The sequence below is a fragment of the Enterobacter sp. PL_is514 genome (assembly GCF_055816715.1).
In genome coordinates this window covers 20,937-37,294 of sequence record NZ_JBVPGN010000036.1, presented here as the reverse complement: position 1 = coordinate 37,294, position 16,358 = coordinate 20,937, and the positions used below count along the sequence as shown (strand labels likewise).

Here is a 16,358-nt window from a genome sequence, read left to right as displayed (position 1 = left end):
TATTTGCAATTTGACTACATCATTATCGGGGCCGGCTCTGCCGGCAACGTGCTGGCTACACGACTGACTGAAGATCCGAACACCACCGTCCTGCTGCTTGAAGCAGGCGGACCGGATTACCGCTTTGACTTCCGCACCCAGATGCCCGCCGCGCTGGCGTTCCCGCTGCAGGGCAAGCGCTACAACTGGGCGTACGAAACCGAACCAGAGCCGTACATGAACAACCGCCGCATGGAGTGCGGGCGCGGCAAAGGGCTGGGCGGCTCGTCGCTGATCAACGGCATGTGCTACATCCGCGGTAACGCGATGGACCTCGACCACTGGGCAAAAGAGCCGGGTCTGGAGCACTGGAGCTACCTCAACTGCCTGCCCTACTACCGCAAGGCAGAGACCCGCGACGTGGGGCCGAACGACTACCACGGCGGCGACGGTCCGGTGAGCGTCACCACTTCGAAACCGGGCGTGAACCCGCTGTTTGAGGCAATGGTGGAGGCGGGCGTGCAGGCGGGTTATCCGCGCACCGACGATCTCAACGGCTACCAGCAGGAAGGCTTCGGCCCGATGGACCGCACGGTCACGCCGCAGGGCCGACGCGCCAGCACCGCGCGCGGCTATCTGGACCAGGCGAAACCTCGCCCAAACCTGACCATCCGCACCCACGCCATGACCGATCGCATCCTCTTTGAGGGCAAGCGCGCGGTGGGCGTCGAGTGGCTGGAGGGTGAAAGCACCATCCCATCCAAAGCGACGGCAAAAAAAGAAGTGCTGCTGAGCGCCGGGGCGATTGCCTCCCCGCAGATCCTCCAGCGCTCCGGCGTGGGCAACGCTGACCTGCTGAAACAGTTCGATATCCCGCTGGTACACGATCTGCCCGGCGTGGGCGAAAACCTGCAGGATCACCTGGAGATGTACCTCCAGTACGAATGCAAAGAGCCGGTCTCCCTCTACCCTGCCCTGCAGTGGTGGAACCAGCCGAAGATTGGCGCCGAGTGGCTGTTTGGCGGCACCGGCGTGGGCGCGAGCAACCATTTCGAAGCGGGCGGGTTTATCCGCAGCCGTGAAGAGTTTGAATGGCCGAACATTCAGTACCACTTCCTGCCGGTGGCGATTAACTACAACGGCTCGAACGCGGTGAAAGAGCACGGCTTCCAGTGCCACGTCGGCTCCATGCGATCCCCGAGCCGTGGACACGTGCGCATCCAGTCGCGCGATCCGCACCAGCATCCGGCGATCCTGTTCAACTATATGTCCCACGAGCAGGACTGGCAGGAGTTCCGCGACGCGATCCGCATCACCCGCGAGATCATGCACCAGCCCGCGCTGGACAAGTACCGCGGCCGTGAAATCAGTCCGGGTATTGACTGCCAGACCGACGAGCAGCTGGACGAGTTCGTGCGCAACCACGCCGAAACCGCCTTCCACCCGTGCGGCACCTGCAAGATGGGTTACGACGAGATGGCGGTGGTTGACGGCGAAGGCCGCGTTCACGGACTGGAAGGCCTGCGCGTGGTGGATGCGTCGATCATGCCGCAGATCGTCACCGGCAACCTGAACGCCACCACCATTATGATCGGCGAAAAGATTGCCGACGCCATTCGTGGACGCGAGCCGCTGGCGAAGAGCACGACCGCGTATTATGTGGCGAACGGGGCACCGGTTCGCCGCTGAGGATATTTCCCCTCACCCCATAGGGGAGAGGGGATCAACCTCCCCTTCAAAAATTTATTTTTATTTTCCTGCATCCAGTTTCCACCCGCCCCTCGTATATCAGTCTGTGAGCAACCCCTTTGCTCCCCAATCCGAGGAAAGATGATGAAAAAGCTAACCCGTGTTGCATTCGTAACCAGCGCTTTACTCTTCTGTGCAGGCGCATCAGCCGCCATGACGTCAGGCTCCGTGATGGTGGGCGGAGCGGAAATGTTCCCGAGCAAAAATATTGTTGAAAACGCCATAAACTCGAAAGATCACACCACGCTGGTAGCCGCCGTCAAAGCGGCAGGACTGGTGGATACGCTTCAGAGCAAAGGGCCGTTCACCGTGTTTGCGCCGACCAATGCGGCGTTTGCGAAATTGCCTGCCGGCACGGTCGAGAACCTGGTCAAACCCGAAAACAAAGCCACGCTCACCAGCATCCTGACCTACCACGTGGTCGCCGGTAATTACGATATGAAAGCGCTGGAGCAGAAAATTAAACAGGGCGGCGGCCACGCGGAGCTGAAAACCGTTAACGGTCAGCCGCTGTGGATCATGAGCAACGGCCCGCACAATATTCAGCTTAAGGATGGTAAAGGCAATGTGGCGAACATTAGCACCTATGACGTTCATCAAAAAAACGGCGTGATCGATGTGATTGATACCGTCCTGATGCCTAAGTAGTTGTCTATACTTCGGAAGTGTGACGTTGCCTTCCGGGAAAAACATGGATAACGCGCTGGCTGAACAGCAACTGAAATTAATGCAGGCGGTCGCAAACGGCGATCGCCGTGCATTTGAACAACTTTATCGACTCACGTCGCCACACCTGTTTGCCGTCGCGCTGCGCATGCTGCGTGACCGCGCGTGGGCAGAAGAGATCCTTCACGACTGTTTTATCACCGTCTGGAGTAAAGCCGAAACCTACAACGCTGCAATGAGCTCCCCGATGACCTGGCTTACGCACATTGTGCGCAACCGCTGTATTGACTGGCTGCGCAGCGGGCAAACCCGCGCTGCCGACCGCGAGACGGCGTATAACGAAGCGATTCTGCCTTGCGAGAACGATGAGCAGAATAACTGGCACGACGATGTGCAGGCAGAACGGCTCAGGCAGTGTCTCGAACATTTGAGCAGCGAACAGCGCCAGAGCATTACGCTCGCCTACTATCAGGGAATGTCTCACAGCGACATTGCCGACTGGCTCCAACAGCCTCTGGGCTCGGTGAAAAGCTGGATACGTCGGGCAATGGACCATCTTCGGGAGTGTGTCGGGCTATGAATGATGCAGAAAAACGCGACGACATGCTGGCAGCAGAGTATGCCCTCGGCACGCTGCGGGGAGGAGCGCGGCTTCAGTTCCAGAAAAGGGTCCTCCATGAACCCGCTCTGGCTGCCCGCGTGGCGTACTGGCAGGAAATGTTCAGCACGCTGGATAGTCATCTTGTGCCCGTCTCTCCACCCGAGACGGTATGGAAGAGAATCGCCCTCGATCTGCCGCCCAAAAAGCCTTTACGCAAAAGTCGGCCTTATGTCGGCTGGATGGCTGCGGCCTCCCTCGCCGCCCTGTCGGTCGTTGCCTGGTATGCCATCCGTACCCCGGAACTTGCTCCGCTGATGGTACTCAACGATACCCAACAGCACGGACAGTGGGTCGTCAGCGCGGACGCCAGCCGTCAGCACCTGAGCATTGCCCCTCTTCGACCAACGGCCGTCGCGGCGCAACACAGCCTGCAGCTTTGGCTGATCCCAGGCGGGCAGGCGCCGGTATCCATGGGGCTGTTGCATAACGATATACCCACACGCGTCACCCTCAGGAACACAACGCTCCCTCCTGACGCTACGATAGCCATAAGCCTTGAACCAGAGGGCGGATCGCCCACTGGACTCCCCACAGGCCCGGTGCTTTACAGTGGCAAATTGTAATCCTCAGGCCCTGTTCGCAGGGCCGCTATCGTGACCCCATTTCATTTATATACTATTCTCGGTTACCTATAAGAATTAAATATTAAGTCTGCAATTAATTTAATTATTAAAAAACGACATTGACAGACTCTTCCGCACTCCATTAAGTTTTAAACGAACATCATTTTATTCCCGATACACAATATATCAAAAAACCGCGTTAATGAATTTATCATTATTCATTAACGCTTCTCTGCCTTTTATTTTTTGCATCACTCAATAGCGAGATAAGATCATGAATAATAGTGCAAACAAGGTTGTTGTCATTACCGGTGCCAGCAGCGGTATTGGTCAGGCGATTGCCCTCCATTTAGCGAATAACGCGTTTTCGCTGGTGCTGGTGGCGCGCCGTCTGGACAGAATTAATGCCCTGGTGGATCAGATTATTCAGCAAGGCGGCAAGGCTATTGCCGTGAAGGCCGATGTCACCCGTCAGGAAGAGGTTCAGCGCGCCATTGACGCTGCTGTTGCCGCCTACCAGCGCGTGGATGTGCTGATCAACAACGCGGGCTTTATGGCTATCGCCCCCCTCAGCGAGCTGAAAACCGACGAATGGGACAAGATGATTGATACCAATCTGAAAGGGGTACTGTACGGCATCGCTGCCGCTTTCCCGGTGTTCCAGCGTCAGGGCAGTGGGCATTTTATTAACGTTGCCTCCGTCGCGGGCATCAAGGTGCTGGCACCTGGCGGCGTGGTGTACAGCGCCACGAAATTCGCCGTCCGCGCGCTGAGTGAAGGCTTACGTCAGGAGGCGGGTAAAACCCTCCGCACGACGCTTATTTCCCCCGGCGCCGTTGAAAGCGAACTGCAATTCGGTAGCTCTGACGAAGAGAGCAAAAAATTTCTCCATGAGTTTTATAAGCAGGCTATTCCGGCTGACGCGATTGCCCGCGCGGTTTTATTTGCCATAGAACAGCCTGGCGACGTTGATATTAATGAAATTGTTGTTCGTCCGACGCAGGAAGAATTTTAGCCGGCGTTAAATAATGCTGAATGAGGTGTCAGTATGATTAAATCATTAACGTCCTTATCAGATCTCAATATGCGAACGGGTGCCGATATTCTCCTTGAAGTGCTGGAGAGTGAAGGCGTGGAATATATTTTTGGCAACCCCGGTACCACCGAGCTTCCACTCATTGATGCCCTGCTTCGCCATGAAAATATTCACTATATTCTGGCGCTTCAGGAAAGCACCGTAGTGGCGATTGCTGACGGCTATGCGAAAGCATCCGGCAAAACGGGCTTTATCAATTTGCATACCGCCAGCGGTCTGGGGCACGGCATGGGGAATCTGATTAATTCGCGGATCATGAAAACCCCGCTGGTGGTCACCGTTGGACAGCAGGATACGCGGCACTACGTCCGCGATCCGCTGCTGTATGATGATATTGTTTCCATTGGCTCCCCGGTCATGAAATGGGCGCAGGAGGTCACCAGCGCCGACCAGCTCCCGGTGCTGGTACGCCGCGCGTTTCACGCTGCCAGCTATCCTCCAGCCGGTCCGGTGCTGCTCTCTCTGCCAATGAACGTGATGGAAGAGCTCAGCGACGCCGGGATACAAACCGCCTCTAAAGTGAACTACCACACCGTGGCGGGCTCGCTGGACGAACTGGCCGAAGAACTGAGCCAGGTTACGCCCGGCAGGATCATGATTGTGGCGGGCGATGAGGTGCACTCCAGCGGCTCGACGCAGGAGATTGTCCAGCTGGCGGAAGCGCTCAGCGCCCACGTCTATGGCTCCTCCTGGCCGCTGAATTTGCCTTTTCCCACTCAGCACGCGCTCTGGCGGGGCAATATGCCCACCACCGCCAGCGAAATCGCCAGCATCATTAACGCCTACGATGCCGTATTCATCATCGGCGGCAGAAGCCTGATCACCATTTTGTACAGCGAGGGCGAGGCCATTCCGGCGACCTGCGCGGTGTATCAGCTCTCGGCGGATATGCACGAGCTTGGCCGTACGTATGCCACTCGCCTTTCGGTGATGGGGGATATCAAGCTCTCCCTGCACGAACTGTTGCCGAAGCTTGAGCAGCGCCTGATCGCCAGCACGCTGGCCCACCAGCGGCTGCTGGTTGCGGCCCGCGACGAACGGGAGAAGGAGTGGCAGCAGCAGGAGGAACGTCTGGCCGCCGAGCGGCTACGCCCGGCAATCTCCCCGATGGTCGCAGCCTGGGAAGTCATCCGATCCATTCCGGCGGGTACCACAATCGTTGATGAGGCGATAGCGACCGCCAGGCATGTCCGCCGGTTCATCTCTGACCAGCAGCACCAGCGCTACTACTTTATGCGCGGCGGCGGACTGGGCTGGGGGATGCCTGCCTCAGTAGGGCACTCGCTGGGACGCGGACGGGAGCCGGTGGTCTGCCTGATAGGTGACGGAGCCTCCCTGTACTCGCCGCAGGCGCTCTGGACGGCGGCACACGAAAATCTGCCGGTCACCTTTATCGTCATGAATAACAGGGAGTACAACATCCTGAAAAACTTTATGAAGAGCCAGGCCGACTACAGCTCAACGCGGCTGGGGCGTTTTATCGGGATGGACCTGGTGAACCCGCATATTGATTTTCAGTCGCTGGCCACCGCCATGGGCGTCCACTGCTGCCGGGTAACCGAGGCTGCAGATATCGCCGAAGCGGTAGCGCGCGGGCTACAGTCAGGAAAAACCAACCTGATAGAAATCGCGATTTCCGCGGATTAGCCGCGCGTTTACGCTGTACCCTACATAAAAAACTTATAACCGAAACGCCTCAAGACGCTTTATCTGACGCCCGTCGTCGTCAAAATTCTCCGCCGCCAGCCAGGCGCGCAGCTCCGCGTCTCTTTGCGGCCATTCGCCGTCAATAATAGAAAGCATATCGCTGTCGCGGTTGCGCCCTTTGCGCACCAGCTTCTGGCGCAGGCGCCCTTCCCAGACAAACCCCAGCCGCTCCGCCGCCCTGCGTGAGGCAACGTTCATCGAATCGCACTTCCACTCGAGGCGCCGGTAGCCGTGCTCAAACGCATTTTTCAGCAGCAGCCACACCGTTTCGGTGCCGATGCGGGATCCTTTCATTTTGCGCGACCAGGTTACGTGCCCGATTTCCACCGACCCCAGCAGCCGCTCGTTGGCCATATAGCTCACCAGCCCCACCGCACGCTCGGTGCGTAAATCAATGACGGCAAACGGCACCAGCTCATCGTCCATCACCTTCGCCATGACCCAGTGCGCGGTGGCTTCCACGCTCGCTGGCTGCGTGCTGGCAAGCCACGTCCAGTCGCTGTCGTCGCCCAGCGCGTAGGCCTCATAGAGATCGGCCGCGTGGCGATCGGCGTCCAGCGGCTCCAGGCGGCAATACTGGCCGAACAGCGGCGTGCGGGTTAACGCGCGCGCGCCTTTCCAGTCGGGTACGAGATCGTTAACGGTTTGACCATGTTGATTGATTTCGGGCACGGCGGTGACTCCCTGAAAGGTAAGGCATTTGTTATAGCAGGTTAAAAAGCGCGCGAAAAGCAGCGTGTTTTAATAGCCCGAGCGCATGCGATATTCCCGGAAGGCATAAGCAAAGCTGAATTTCGACTTTGCGGAATGTCATAGTCGACCTAACGTAGCGGAGCATAAAACAATCACAATATATTCTTCTCAGGGATCGCTATGACGAAAAAACTGTTGCCGTTACTGGTGCTGGCTGCGCTCTCAGGCGCTACCCACGCCGCTACTCCGCCCAACACGCTGGTGGTTGCCCAAGGGCTTGATGACATCGTGAGCCTCGACCCGGCTGAAGCCAACGAGCTTTCCAGCATCCAGACCGTGCCGAGCCTCTATCAGCGTCTGGTCCAGCCGGACCGCGATAATCCGGAAAAAAACACGCCGATCCTGGCGGAAAGCTGGGAAGCGGACGCGGCAGCAAAAACCCTGACAATCAAGCTTAAACCCGATGCGAAATTCGCCTCCGGCAACCCGCTGCGCCCGGAAGACGTGATTTTCTCTTACACCCGCGCCGTGACGCTGAACAAATCCCCGGCCTTTATCCTCAACGTGCTGGGCTGGGACGCGAGCAACATCGCCAGCCAGCTGAAAAAGGTAGACGATCACACCCTCCAGCTGCACTGGACGGCGGACGTCAGCCCGTCGGTGGCGCTGAATATTCTCTCCACGCCGATTGCCTCTATCGTCGATGAAAAAGAGGTCGCCGCGAACGTGAAGGATAATGACTTCGGCAACGCGTGGCTGAAAATGCACTCGGCGGGCAGCGGCGCGTTCAAAATGCGCGTCTATCAGCCGCATCAGGCCATCGTGCTGGAAGCTAACGACTCCGCGCCCGGCGGCGCGCCGAAGCTCAAAAGCATCATCATTAAAAACGTCCCCGATCCGGCTTCACGCCGCCTGCTGATCCAGCAGGGTGATGCGGATGTGGCGCGCGATCTGGGTGCAGACCAGATTAGCGCGCTCGACGGCAAGCCGGGCGTGAAGGTGCTGAGCATTCCGTCCGCCGAGCAGAATTACCTGGTGTTTAACACCGGCAACAGCGCTAACCCGCTGCTGAATAACCCGGCCTTCTGGGAAGCGTCGCGCTGGCTGGTCGATTATGACGGCATCACTAAAAATCTGCTGAAAGGCCAGTATTTTGTTCATCAGAGCTTCCTGCCGGTCGGCCTGCCGGGCGCGCTGGAAGACAATCCGTTTAAGTTTGACCCGGCAAAAGCGAAAGCCATTCTCGCCAAAGCGGGCATTAAGGACGCGCACTTCACGCTGGACGTAGAGAACAAGCCGCCGTTTATCACCATCGCCCAGTCGATGCAGGCGAGCTTTGCGCAGGGTGGCGTGAAGGTGGATCTGCTGCCTGCCGCCGGGAGCCAGGTCTATGCCCGCGTGCGCGCTAAGCAGCATCAGGCGGCGATTCGTCTGTGGATCCCGGACTACTTCGATGCGCACTCTAACGCCAGCGCCTTCGCGTGGAACGACGGGAAGTCCAGCACCGTGGCCGGCCTGAACGGCTGGAAAATTCCGGAGCTGAACAAGGTCACGCTGGCGGCGGTAGCTGAGCCGGATCCGGCGAAGCGTCTCGATCTGTACAAGAAGATGCAGGAACAGCTGCAGCAGAGCTCGCCATACGTATTTGTCGATCAGGGTAAAACCCAGATCGTGGTACGCGATAACGTGAAGGGGTATCAGCAGGGGCTGAACGCGGATATGGTCTGGTACGATCGCGTTACGAAGTAGCCCTTGTCTTTCTCCCTCTCCCGTGGGAGAGGGTTGGGGTGAGGGCAACATCGCGCAGCAGAGCCGCCTGTTTCCCCTCACCCCCGCCCTCTCCCAAGGGAAGAGGGGGTCGTCCGTGCATATTTTCAGGATAACGATTTTCCCATGCCACATCTTTCCACCCGCGTGCTTCAGGGCCTGCTGACCCTGCTGCTCACGCTCTTCGGGCTGCTGCTCGTCACGTTTGCGCTCTCGGCGTTTTCACCGGTCGATCGCGTGCTGCAGATCGTCGGCGATCACGCCAGCCAGTCCACCTACGATCAGGTTCGCCACCAGCTTGGGCTGGATCGACCCCTGCCCGTGCAGTTCTGGCACTACCTGCAAAACCTTGCCCATGGTGATTTAGGCACCGCCAGCGCCACCGGGCAGCCGGTGCTGCAGGACCTGCTGCACGCCTTCCCCGCCACGCTGGAGCTGGCGACGCTGGCCTTAATCATCGGTGCCGTACTCGGCGTGATTGCCGGGGTGCTATGCGCCCGCTACGCCGGTTCGCCACTGGACTTAGCGATCAGAACGCTCACCCTGCTCGGCAACTCGGTGCCGATTTTCTGGCTCGGCCTGCTGATGCTGGCCCTGTTCTACGCGAAGCTGCAGTGGAGCGCGGGTCCCGGCAGGCTGGACGATATCTGGCAGTTCACCGTCGAGCCGCGCACCGGCTTTGCGCTGGTGGATACCTGGCTTTCCGGCGACCGCGAGGCGTTTCGCAACGCCATCAGCCACCTGGTGCTGCCGGTGCTGCTGCTGGCCTATTACTCGCTGGCGAGCATTACCCGCCTGACGCGCTCCGCCTGCCTCGGCGAAATGAACAAAGAGTACATCCTGCTCGCCCGCGCCAAGGGAGCCGGGGAGATGACCATTCTGCTGCGCCACGTGCTGCCAAACATTCGCGGCACCCTGCTGACGGTGATCGCCCTCGCCTACACCAGCATGCTGGAAGGCGCGGTACTGACCGAAACCGTCTTCTCATGGCCGGGGATCGGGCGCTACCTCACCACCGCCCTGTTCGCCGGAGACACCACCGCCATCATGGGTGGCACGCTGCTGATTGGCGTCTGCTTTGTGCTGATCAATAACCTTACCGACCTGCTTGTGCGGGCGACCGATCCCAGGGTGCGCTGATGCCGTTTTATCTTTTCTTACGCCGCCTGCGCCGCTCCCCTGCCGCGTTTTGCGGGCTGGTGGCCATCGCGCTGCTGGTGTTTATCGCCCTGTTCGCCCCCTGGCTCGCGCCGCTTGACCCGAACTGGCAGGACGCCGCCGCGCGCTTACAGGCCCCGAACGGCCAGCACTGGCTGGGTACCGACAGCTACGGGCGCGACCTGCTCTCGCGCCTGATTTACGGCACCCGTCCGGCGCTCGGGCTGGTGGCGCTGGTTACCGTTATCACCCTGCCTGCCGGGCTGCTGGTGGGGATTTTGTCCGGCTACTACGGCGGCTGGATGGAGCGCATCCTGATGCGCTTCACCGACGTGGTGATGTCGATGCCGCGCCTGATCCTCGCCTTCGCGTTTGTGGCGATGCTCGGTCCGGGGCTGGTCAACGGCGCGCTGGCGCTGGCTTTAACCACCTGGCCTGCCTATGCGCGTCAGGCGCGGAGCGAGATTCAGCGTCTACGCCACAGCGATTATCTGGCCGCCGCCGAGATGATGGGGATCCGCGGCCTGCGCCTGCTGGTCGGCCATATTCTGCCCCTGTGTCTGCCGTCCGCGATTGTGCGCCTGGCGCTGGATCTGGCGGGGATTATTCTGGCGGCCGCCGGTCTGGGCTTCCTCGGCCTTGGCGCACGGCCGCCCATGGCCGAATGGGGGGCGATGATTGCCGACGGCATGCAGGTCATTTTCGACCAGTGGTGGATTGCCGCCATTCCGGGCGGGGCGATTCTGTTTGCCAGTCTGGCCTTTAACCTGTTAGGCGACGGCCTGCGCGACGTACTGGAGCCACAGCATGACTGAACACCGCGTCATCGTCGATGCGCTGAATATCGACTACCCCGCCGCGCGCGTGGTCAACAACCTGAGCTTCACGCTTGGCAACGAGCGGCTGGCGCTGGTGGGGGAATCCGGCTCCGGCAAGTCGATGTCCGCCCGCGCCCTGATGGGGCTGGTGCGTAAGCCCGGCATCGTAAGCGCTAACCGGCTTAACGTGCTCGGCAACGACCTGCTGACCCTAAGCCCCCGCCGCTGGCAAGCGCTGCGCGGCAACGGGATTGCGATGGTCCTGCAGGACCCACGCTACGCCCTTAACCCCGTGAAAACCGTCGCCGCCCAGCTTGATGAGGCGCTTACGCTGCATCAGCGGCTGCCGCGTTCAGAACGGCAGGCACGCATTCACGACATCATCCGCGCCGTCGGACTCAACGAACATGTCCTCCAGCGCTACCCCGGTGAGCTTTCCGGGGGCATGGGCCAGCGGGTGATGATTGCAATTGCGCTCGTCAACAACCCGCAGGTGCTGATTGCCGACGAACCGACCTCCGCGCTGGACGCCCGCCTGCGTAGCCAGATCCTCGAACTGCTGGTGCAGCAGTGCGAAGAACGCCGGATGGCGATGCTGTTAATCAGCCACGATCTGCCGCTGGTAGCGGAGCACTGTGACCGCGTGCTGGTGATGTATCAGGGCGAAAAGGTGGATGAGATGGCGGCGAGCCAGCTTCCGCAGGCAACGCATCCGTACACGCGCACCCTGTGGACCTGTCGTCCAGACGTCCATACTTATGGACAGATGCTGCCAACGCTCGACCGTTCGCAGCCGTGGAAGGAGGCCAATAATGGCGCTCGTTGAAGTAAAGGATCTCCAGGTGAGCTTCGGGGAGAAAACGGCGGTGTCCGCCGCCAGCTTTGTCATCGAGAAAGGTGAAACCTTCAGCCTGATAGGTGAATCCGGCTGCGGGAAATCGACGATTCTGCGCGTGCTGGCAGGGCTGCAGCGTGAGTGGCGCGGCAATATTGCGCTGCTGGGGGAAACGTTAACGCCTGGGCGACGTTTTGAAGGCGAGCTTCGCCGCAACGTACAGATGGTGTTTCAGGATCCGTGGGCGTCGCTGCACCCGAACCACACCATTGCGCGCACGCTGTCGGAGCCGTTAAGCATCCATGGCGAGACACAAATCGCGGAAAAGGTGGCCAATGCACTGCACGAGGTGGGGCTTTCTGCCGACGCGGATAAACGTTATCCGCACCAGCTTTCCGGCGGCCAGCGCCAGCGCGTGGCGATTGCCCGCGCGCTGCTGCTGCGCCCGCAGCTTCTGCTGCTGGACGAGCCGACCTCGGCGCTGGATATGTCCGTGCAGGCGGAGATCCTGAACCTGCTCAACCGCCTGAAGGCCGAGCACGAGATGACCTATCTGCTGGTGAGTCACGATGCGGACGTGATTGCCCATATGTCCGACCGGGCGGCGTTTATGTCGCACGGGGAGATCCAGAAGGTGTTTGACCGTGAGGCGATGTTACGGGGCGAGCACAGGATGGGTTAAGTTTTCCAGGCCGGGTAAGGCATCGCCGCCACCCGGCAAAAAAAATCACTTCAGCAGCTTCACCGTGGCATCAATGTCGATCTCATCTTCGGTGAAGATCAGCGTCGTGTTCTGGAAGGTGGTGATTGCCAGCTTCTTCACCGTGCGCATTTCGCCCGGCTTTTTATCAGATTTCGGCTTGATGCTGTTCATCAGCAGCCCCACCGACAGCACCGCATTCTCTTTGTCGATTTTGGTATCAACCGGCTCTTCTTCGTTAAACACCACGAAGGATTTGATGGAGGTGAGCTTCACGCGCTCGCCCGCAATAAAGAGATGTTTGCTTTCCGGGATCACCTTCACTGCGTAGGCGGAAAGGCCTTTGTTGTTGGTGGTTGGCTCGAAGGTCACCGCGGCATCTTTCTTAATCAGATCGGGGTTCGCGACCTTAATCACATGAAAATAGCGGTTATCGCCGTTTTCATCTTTGATAAATCCAAAGCCTTTATCTTTAAACCACGTTGTGATTGTACCGTTCATCGCTGTTACCGCCTGTCAGATCGTAATGACTAAAGTTTTGCAGCGCGCAGTGTAATGCACAATGGCGGAGGAGACAAAAAAAAGCCCCTGCACGGGTGCAGGGGAAAACTCATGTCAGAGCTTATTAGAATTTAGTTGAACACCATCCCACCATCAATTAAGAGCGACTGGCCGGTCATGTAGTCGGAATCCGGCCCAGCCAGGTATGAGACGCAGGCGGCGACATCTTCCGGTTCGGACAGGCGGCCAAGCGTAATGCGTTTGGCAAAGGTTTCAGTCCCGTAACCGAGCGGTTTACCCGCCGCCTCGGAGACCTGACGGTCAATCTCTGCCCACATCGGCGTTTTAACGATGCCCGGACAGTAAGCGTTAACGGTTATCCCCAGCGGCGCGAGATCCCGTGCCGCGGTCTGGGTTAAGCCGCGCACCGCGAACTTGCTGGAACTGTAGACCGCCAGCTCCGGGTTACCGGTGTGGCCCGCCTGGGAGCAGGCGTTGATGATCTTGCCGCCGTGCCCCTCTTTGCGGAACGCGTCAATCGCGGCCTGGATCCCCCAGATCACCCCTTTCACGTTAATGTTGTAGACCTTGTCGACAATATCCGGCGTGATGGATTCAATTGGGGTAGACGGCGCAATCCCGGCGTTATTGACGATCACGTTGAATCCGCCCAGCGCGGTGCGGGCTTTCTCCACCGCCGCAAATACCTGTTCGCGGTCAGAGACATCCACCTTCACGGCGACGGCGTTCCCGCCGTTACGGATGATTTCATCGGCGACGGCTCTTGCCGTCTCAACGTTATAGTCGGCGATGGCGACGGCAAAGCCATCTTTCACCAGGCGAAGCGCGATCGCTTTACCAATCCCCTGGCCTGAGCCTGTTACGAGAGCAACTTTTTGCATTTCTCTGTCCTTATGTTGATTCACAAAATCTGGCTGAGATGGAGCTGGCCCATCAGCAGCGGGTTATCGCTGTAGTCGACGGGAATGGCCACTACGGCCGGGCCATCCACATCCATCGCCGCACGCAGCGTGGGTTCGAGCGCGTCGGCGCTCTCCACGGCAAAGCCTTTCGCGCCAAAGGCGTCGGCATAGACTTTGAAATCGACCGGGCCAAACTCGACGCCGGAAAGACGCTGGTATTTTTTCTCTTCCTGAATGGCAACCATGTTGTAGCCGTTATCCACCCAGATGATGTGCAGCACGTTAGCGTTGAGGCGCACCGCGGTTTCCAGCTCCATGCTCGACTGCAGGAAGCCGCCGTCACCGGAGACCGAAACCACCTTGCGGCTCGGGTTGACCAGCCACGCGCCAATGGCCCACGGCAGCGCGACGCCCATGGTCTGCTGACCGTTGGAGATCATCACCTGACGCGCCCGGAAGCTGTAGAGATAGCGGGCGATCCAGATGTGGAAGCTGCCCATGTCGACGGTGAGCGTCACGTCGTTATTCACGATGTCCTGCATGGCGCGCACGATGCGCAGCGGATGCAGGGCAAACTGGTTGAGCGAGGCGCCGCGACGATCGAGCAGATCGCGCTGATGCTGGCGATCGACCAGAATTTCGGAGGCCCGCTGGCTTAGCTCAAGCTTATGGTCGATACGGTTAGCGAGCTGATTCAGCGTTTCGGCGATGTCCCCCACCAGCTCCAGATCCGGCACGTAGTTTCGTTCTTCATAGGCAGGCAGCACATCGATGTGCACCAGCGTGGCGTCGCCGCTGTTCCACATGGACGGCTCGTACTCCACCGGGCTGTAGCCGATGCAGATAATCAGATCCGCCAGATGGAGCAGCCGGTCACCCGCCTGGTTATTGAACAGACCGACGCGTCCGGCGAAGCGGGTGAAGTGCTCCTGGTTCACCGCCCCGGCGGCCTGATAGGTGCTGGTGACCGGAATGCGGCTTTTCTCCAGCAGCTTGCGCAGCGCGGCGCTGTTGGCTGGCTGGCTCGCCATCAGCCCCAGCAGAATGACCGGGTTTTTGGCCTTCTCGATAAGCTTCGCTACGTCGTTGATGGCGGATTCCGGTGCCGGCCCCATCAGCGCGGGACCGCTGGCGGGTAAAATCGCCCCCGTGGCGGGCTGATCGACAATATCCTGCGGCAGGCTGACGAATGCGCCCCCCGGCCTGCCGTGCTCGGCGGCGCGAAACGCGTTGGAAACCACCTCAGCAATCGCGTCCGGCGCACTCACCTCCACGGCGTATTTGGTTACCGGGCTGAACATGGCGACGGTGTCCATGCTCTGGTGCACCAGCTTGGCTTTATCTGCCCGCTTCACCGCCCCGCCCAGCGCCACCACCGGGTCGCCTTCGCTGTTGGCGGTGGCAATGCCGGTAATCAGGTTGGAACAGCCCGGCCCGGAGGTGACCAGCGCCACCCCGGCCTTGCCGGTCAGACGCCCTACCGCCGCCGCCATAAACGCCGCGTTGGCTTCGTGACGCACCGGAATAATCTCGATGGAGGAATCCAGCAGGGAGTCAAAGACCTTGTCGATTTTCGCCCCCGGGATCCCGAACACCTGCTTCACGCCCTGCGCTTCCAGCTGGCCAACAACCAAATCGGCGCCGTGCGCCCACTGACGTGACTGTTTCTCACTGTTCACGGTAGTTCTCCTGTTAGTTTTCGACGGCACGGATCGCCGCATCCAGATTGCTGGGGTGAAGGTTGGCCTGTAAAAAGGCGCTGTCGGCGGGCAGATCGATCATCAGCTTGTGAATTTCACCGAAGGTGAGGACGCCGCTCTCCAGCTGGTAGTCGAGCAGATGGCCCCCGCCCTGACGGTCGTCGGTGATGAAATGCTCGTGATAGCCCGCCACGTTGATGCCCTGCATATGCTGCGGCGTACGGAACCCAACCAGCACACCCTCGCGCTGGTTAAAGCGGAACACCGGCTGGTCGTCCAGCACGTCGGTCATCGCGCGGTACGGCGGCTTCTGGCGCGGTACGGTGCGGGTGTGGGCGTGACGGAAGTTGCCGTCGATGCGCAGCGCGCAGAACAGGTTATCGGAGGGGATCTGCTGGTCGATGACGTCGTGGATCTGCTGACGGCTCACCGGCGCATCGAAAGTTTTGCGATACTGCGGCTGGAACCAGGTCATCACCGCAAACGGCGTTTTTTGCTCCGGCTTCGCGGCCCGGGCGCTGCCGTCGGCGCGCAGCTGGTACACCTGGCTGCTGAAGGCAATCATTTCGCCGTCCAGCTCGTTGAAGGTACCCAGACCAAAATCACCGTGTGCCAGCAGATCGGCGATGGTGGTCTCTCCTTCATACACGCCGCTTAACAGGGCGCTCATTAGCGATGTCTGATAGATCACGCTGTCAGGATGCTGGGCGGAGAACCCGCGCAGGGTCTCACACAAACTGGCCTCACAGTCGCAGGCAGATGAATGCATCATCATGCTCGTCCTCTTCAACTTTATTTAGAAAGGTTAAATAAATGTTGACCCGATTCAGCAGAGAGTTCCA

Annotated in this window: 16 protein-coding genes; 11 read left to right on the top strand and 5 right to left on the bottom strand. The window is 59.5% G+C overall.

What is annotated here, in order from left to right:
* Positions 1–3 precede the first annotated feature (3 nt).
* The 6 genes from betA (at position 4) to AC0TNG_RS20470 (ending at position 6,361) form a co-directional block, all read left to right on the top strand.
* Positions 4–1,668 carry a choline dehydrogenase gene (gene betA / locus AC0TNG_RS20495; RefSeq protein ID WP_024906967.1) on the top strand — a complete coding sequence of 555 codons (1,665 nt, stop codon included), beginning with the start codon at positions 4–6 and terminating at the stop codon, positions 1,666–1,668.
* Positions 1,669–1,812: 144 nt separating this feature from the next.
* Positions 1,813–2,376: a fasciclin domain-containing protein gene (locus AC0TNG_RS20490; RefSeq protein WP_024906966.1), complete on the top strand. Its 564-nt coding sequence runs from the start codon at positions 1,813–1,815 to the stop codon at positions 2,374–2,376.
* A 43-nt stretch (positions 2,377–2,419) separates the two neighbouring features.
* Positions 2,420–2,974 carry an RNA polymerase sigma factor gene (locus AC0TNG_RS20485; protein ID WP_024906965.1) on the top strand — a complete coding sequence of 185 codons (555 nt, stop codon included), beginning with the start codon at positions 2,420–2,422 and terminating at the stop codon, positions 2,972–2,974.
* Positions 2,971–3,618: an anti-sigma factor gene (locus AC0TNG_RS20480; protein ID WP_024906964.1), complete on the top strand. Its 648-nt coding sequence runs from the start codon at positions 2,971–2,973 to the stop codon at positions 3,616–3,618. The genes AC0TNG_RS20485 and AC0TNG_RS20480 overlap by 4 nt, the downstream gene beginning before the upstream one ends.
* Before the next feature lie 274 nt (positions 3,619–3,892).
* Positions 3,893–4,633, top strand: a complete 741-nt coding sequence (locus tag AC0TNG_RS20475) for an SDR family oxidoreductase (protein ID WP_024906963.1) — start codon at positions 3,893–3,895, stop codon at positions 4,631–4,633.
* Positions 4,634–4,666: 33 nt separating this feature from the next.
* Entirely contained in the window at positions 4,667–6,361 is a 1,695-nt protein-coding gene (locus tag AC0TNG_RS20470; protein WP_473713015.1) for a thiamine pyrophosphate-binding protein, read from the top strand.
* Between the two features lie 33 nt (positions 6,362–6,394).
* Here the strand turns inward: AC0TNG_RS20470 and AC0TNG_RS20465 are convergent, their stop codons facing one another.
* Positions 6,395–7,093, bottom strand: coding sequence for a GNAT family N-acetyltransferase (locus AC0TNG_RS20465; RefSeq protein ID WP_473713013.1), 699 nt, complete (start codon positions 7,091–7,093; stop codon positions 6,395–6,397).
* 201 nt (positions 7,094–7,294) lie between these two features.
* On the opposite strand from AC0TNG_RS20465, the gene AC0TNG_RS20460 reads away from it, so the two are divergent.
* From AC0TNG_RS20460 to AC0TNG_RS20440, 5 genes are all read left to right on the top strand, one after another.
* Entirely contained in the window at positions 7,295–8,863 is a 1,569-nt protein-coding gene (locus AC0TNG_RS20460) for an ABC transporter substrate-binding protein (RefSeq protein ID WP_473713011.1), read from the top strand.
* A 144-nt stretch (positions 8,864–9,007) separates the two neighbouring features.
* Positions 9,008–10,021 (top strand): ABC transporter permease, encoded by a 1,014-nt coding sequence (locus AC0TNG_RS20455; protein ID WP_473713009.1) that lies wholly within the window; start codon positions 9,008–9,010, stop codon positions 10,019–10,021.
* Positions 10,021–10,854, top strand: coding sequence for an ABC transporter permease (locus AC0TNG_RS20450; protein ID WP_126544101.1), 834 nt, complete (start codon positions 10,021–10,023; stop codon positions 10,852–10,854). Before AC0TNG_RS20455 ends, AC0TNG_RS20450 begins: the two co-directional genes overlap by 1 nt.
* Complete coding sequence (locus tag AC0TNG_RS20445) at positions 10,847–11,683, top strand: ABC transporter ATP-binding protein (protein WP_420277900.1); 837 nt, start codon at positions 10,847–10,849, stop codon at positions 11,681–11,683. The genes AC0TNG_RS20450 and AC0TNG_RS20445 overlap by 8 nt, the downstream gene beginning before the upstream one ends.
* Positions 11,670–12,374 carry an ABC transporter ATP-binding protein gene (locus tag AC0TNG_RS20440; protein ID WP_473713008.1) on the top strand — a complete coding sequence of 235 codons (705 nt, stop codon included), beginning with the start codon at positions 11,670–11,672 and terminating at the stop codon, positions 12,372–12,374. Before AC0TNG_RS20445 ends, AC0TNG_RS20440 begins: the two co-directional genes overlap by 14 nt.
* Before the next feature lie 45 nt (positions 12,375–12,419).
* On the opposite strand, the gene AC0TNG_RS20435 is transcribed toward AC0TNG_RS20440, so the two are convergent.
* The 4 genes from AC0TNG_RS20435 to budA form a co-directional block, all read right to left on the bottom strand.
* Positions 12,420–12,893: a cold-shock protein gene (locus AC0TNG_RS20435; RefSeq protein WP_024906955.1), complete on the bottom strand. Its 474-nt coding sequence runs from the start codon at positions 12,891–12,893 to the stop codon at positions 12,420–12,422.
* A gap of 131 nt (positions 12,894–13,024) precedes the next feature.
* Complete coding sequence (locus AC0TNG_RS20430; protein ID WP_024906954.1) at positions 13,025–13,795, bottom strand: (S)-acetoin forming diacetyl reductase; 771 nt, start codon at positions 13,793–13,795, stop codon at positions 13,025–13,027.
* Positions 13,796–13,815: 20 nt separating this feature from the next.
* Positions 13,816–15,537, bottom strand: coding sequence for an acetolactate synthase AlsS (gene alsS, locus AC0TNG_RS20425; RefSeq protein ID WP_198925452.1), 1,722 nt, complete (start codon positions 15,535–15,537; stop codon positions 13,816–13,818).
* The gene (gene budA, locus AC0TNG_RS20420; protein WP_061098944.1) at positions 15,509–16,288 is read right to left on the bottom strand and encodes an acetolactate decarboxylase; all 780 of its coding nucleotides are present in this window, start codon (positions 16,286–16,288) and stop codon (positions 15,509–15,511) included. The genes alsS and budA overlap by 29 nt, the downstream gene beginning before the upstream one ends.
* Positions 16,289–16,358 lie beyond the last annotated feature (70 nt).

Bases quoted from the DNA above. Each gene is read 5' to 3' on its own strand.
- AC0TNG_RS20470 (WP_473713015.1), top strand. From the start codon at position 4,667: ATGATTAAATCATTAACGTCCTTATCAGATCTCAATATGCGAACGGGT.
- AC0TNG_RS20450 (WP_126544101.1), top strand. From the start codon at position 10,021: ATGCCGTTTTATCTTTTCTTACGCCGCCTGCGCCGCTCCCCTGCCGCG.
- AC0TNG_RS20455 (WP_473713009.1), top strand. From the start codon at position 9,008: ATGCCACATCTTTCCACCCGCGTGCTTCAGGGCCTGCTGACCCTGCTG.
- budA (WP_061098944.1), bottom strand. From the start codon at position 16,288: ATGATGCATTCATCTGCCTGCGACTGTGAGGCCAGTTTGTGTGAGACC.
- AC0TNG_RS20460 (WP_473713011.1), top strand. From the start codon at position 7,295: ATGACGAAAAAACTGTTGCCGTTACTGGTGCTGGCTGCGCTCTCAGGC.
- AC0TNG_RS20435 (WP_024906955.1), bottom strand. From the start codon at position 12,893: ATGAACGGTACAATCACAACGTGGTTTAAAGATAAAGGCTTTGGATTT.
- AC0TNG_RS20480 (WP_024906964.1), top strand. From the start codon at position 2,971: ATGAATGATGCAGAAAAACGCGACGACATGCTGGCAGCAGAGTATGCC.
- AC0TNG_RS20430 (WP_024906954.1), bottom strand. From the start codon at position 13,795: ATGCAAAAAGTTGCTCTCGTAACAGGCTCAGGCCAGGGGATTGGTAAA.
- AC0TNG_RS20440 (WP_473713008.1), top strand. From the start codon at position 11,670: ATGGCGCTCGTTGAAGTAAAGGATCTCCAGGTGAGCTTCGGGGAGAAA.
- AC0TNG_RS20475 (WP_024906963.1), top strand. From the start codon at position 3,893: ATGAATAATAGTGCAAACAAGGTTGTTGTCATTACCGGTGCCAGCAGC.
- alsS (WP_198925452.1), bottom strand. From the start codon at position 15,537: ATGCGGCGATCCGTGCCGTCGAAAACTAACAGGAGAACTACCGTGAAC.
- AC0TNG_RS20485 (WP_024906965.1), top strand. From the start codon at position 2,420: ATGGATAACGCGCTGGCTGAACAGCAACTGAAATTAATGCAGGCGGTC.
- AC0TNG_RS20490 (WP_024906966.1), top strand. From the start codon at position 1,813: ATGAAAAAGCTAACCCGTGTTGCATTCGTAACCAGCGCTTTACTCTTC.
- AC0TNG_RS20445 (WP_420277900.1), top strand. From the start codon at position 10,847: ATGACTGAACACCGCGTCATCGTCGATGCGCTGAATATCGACTACCCC.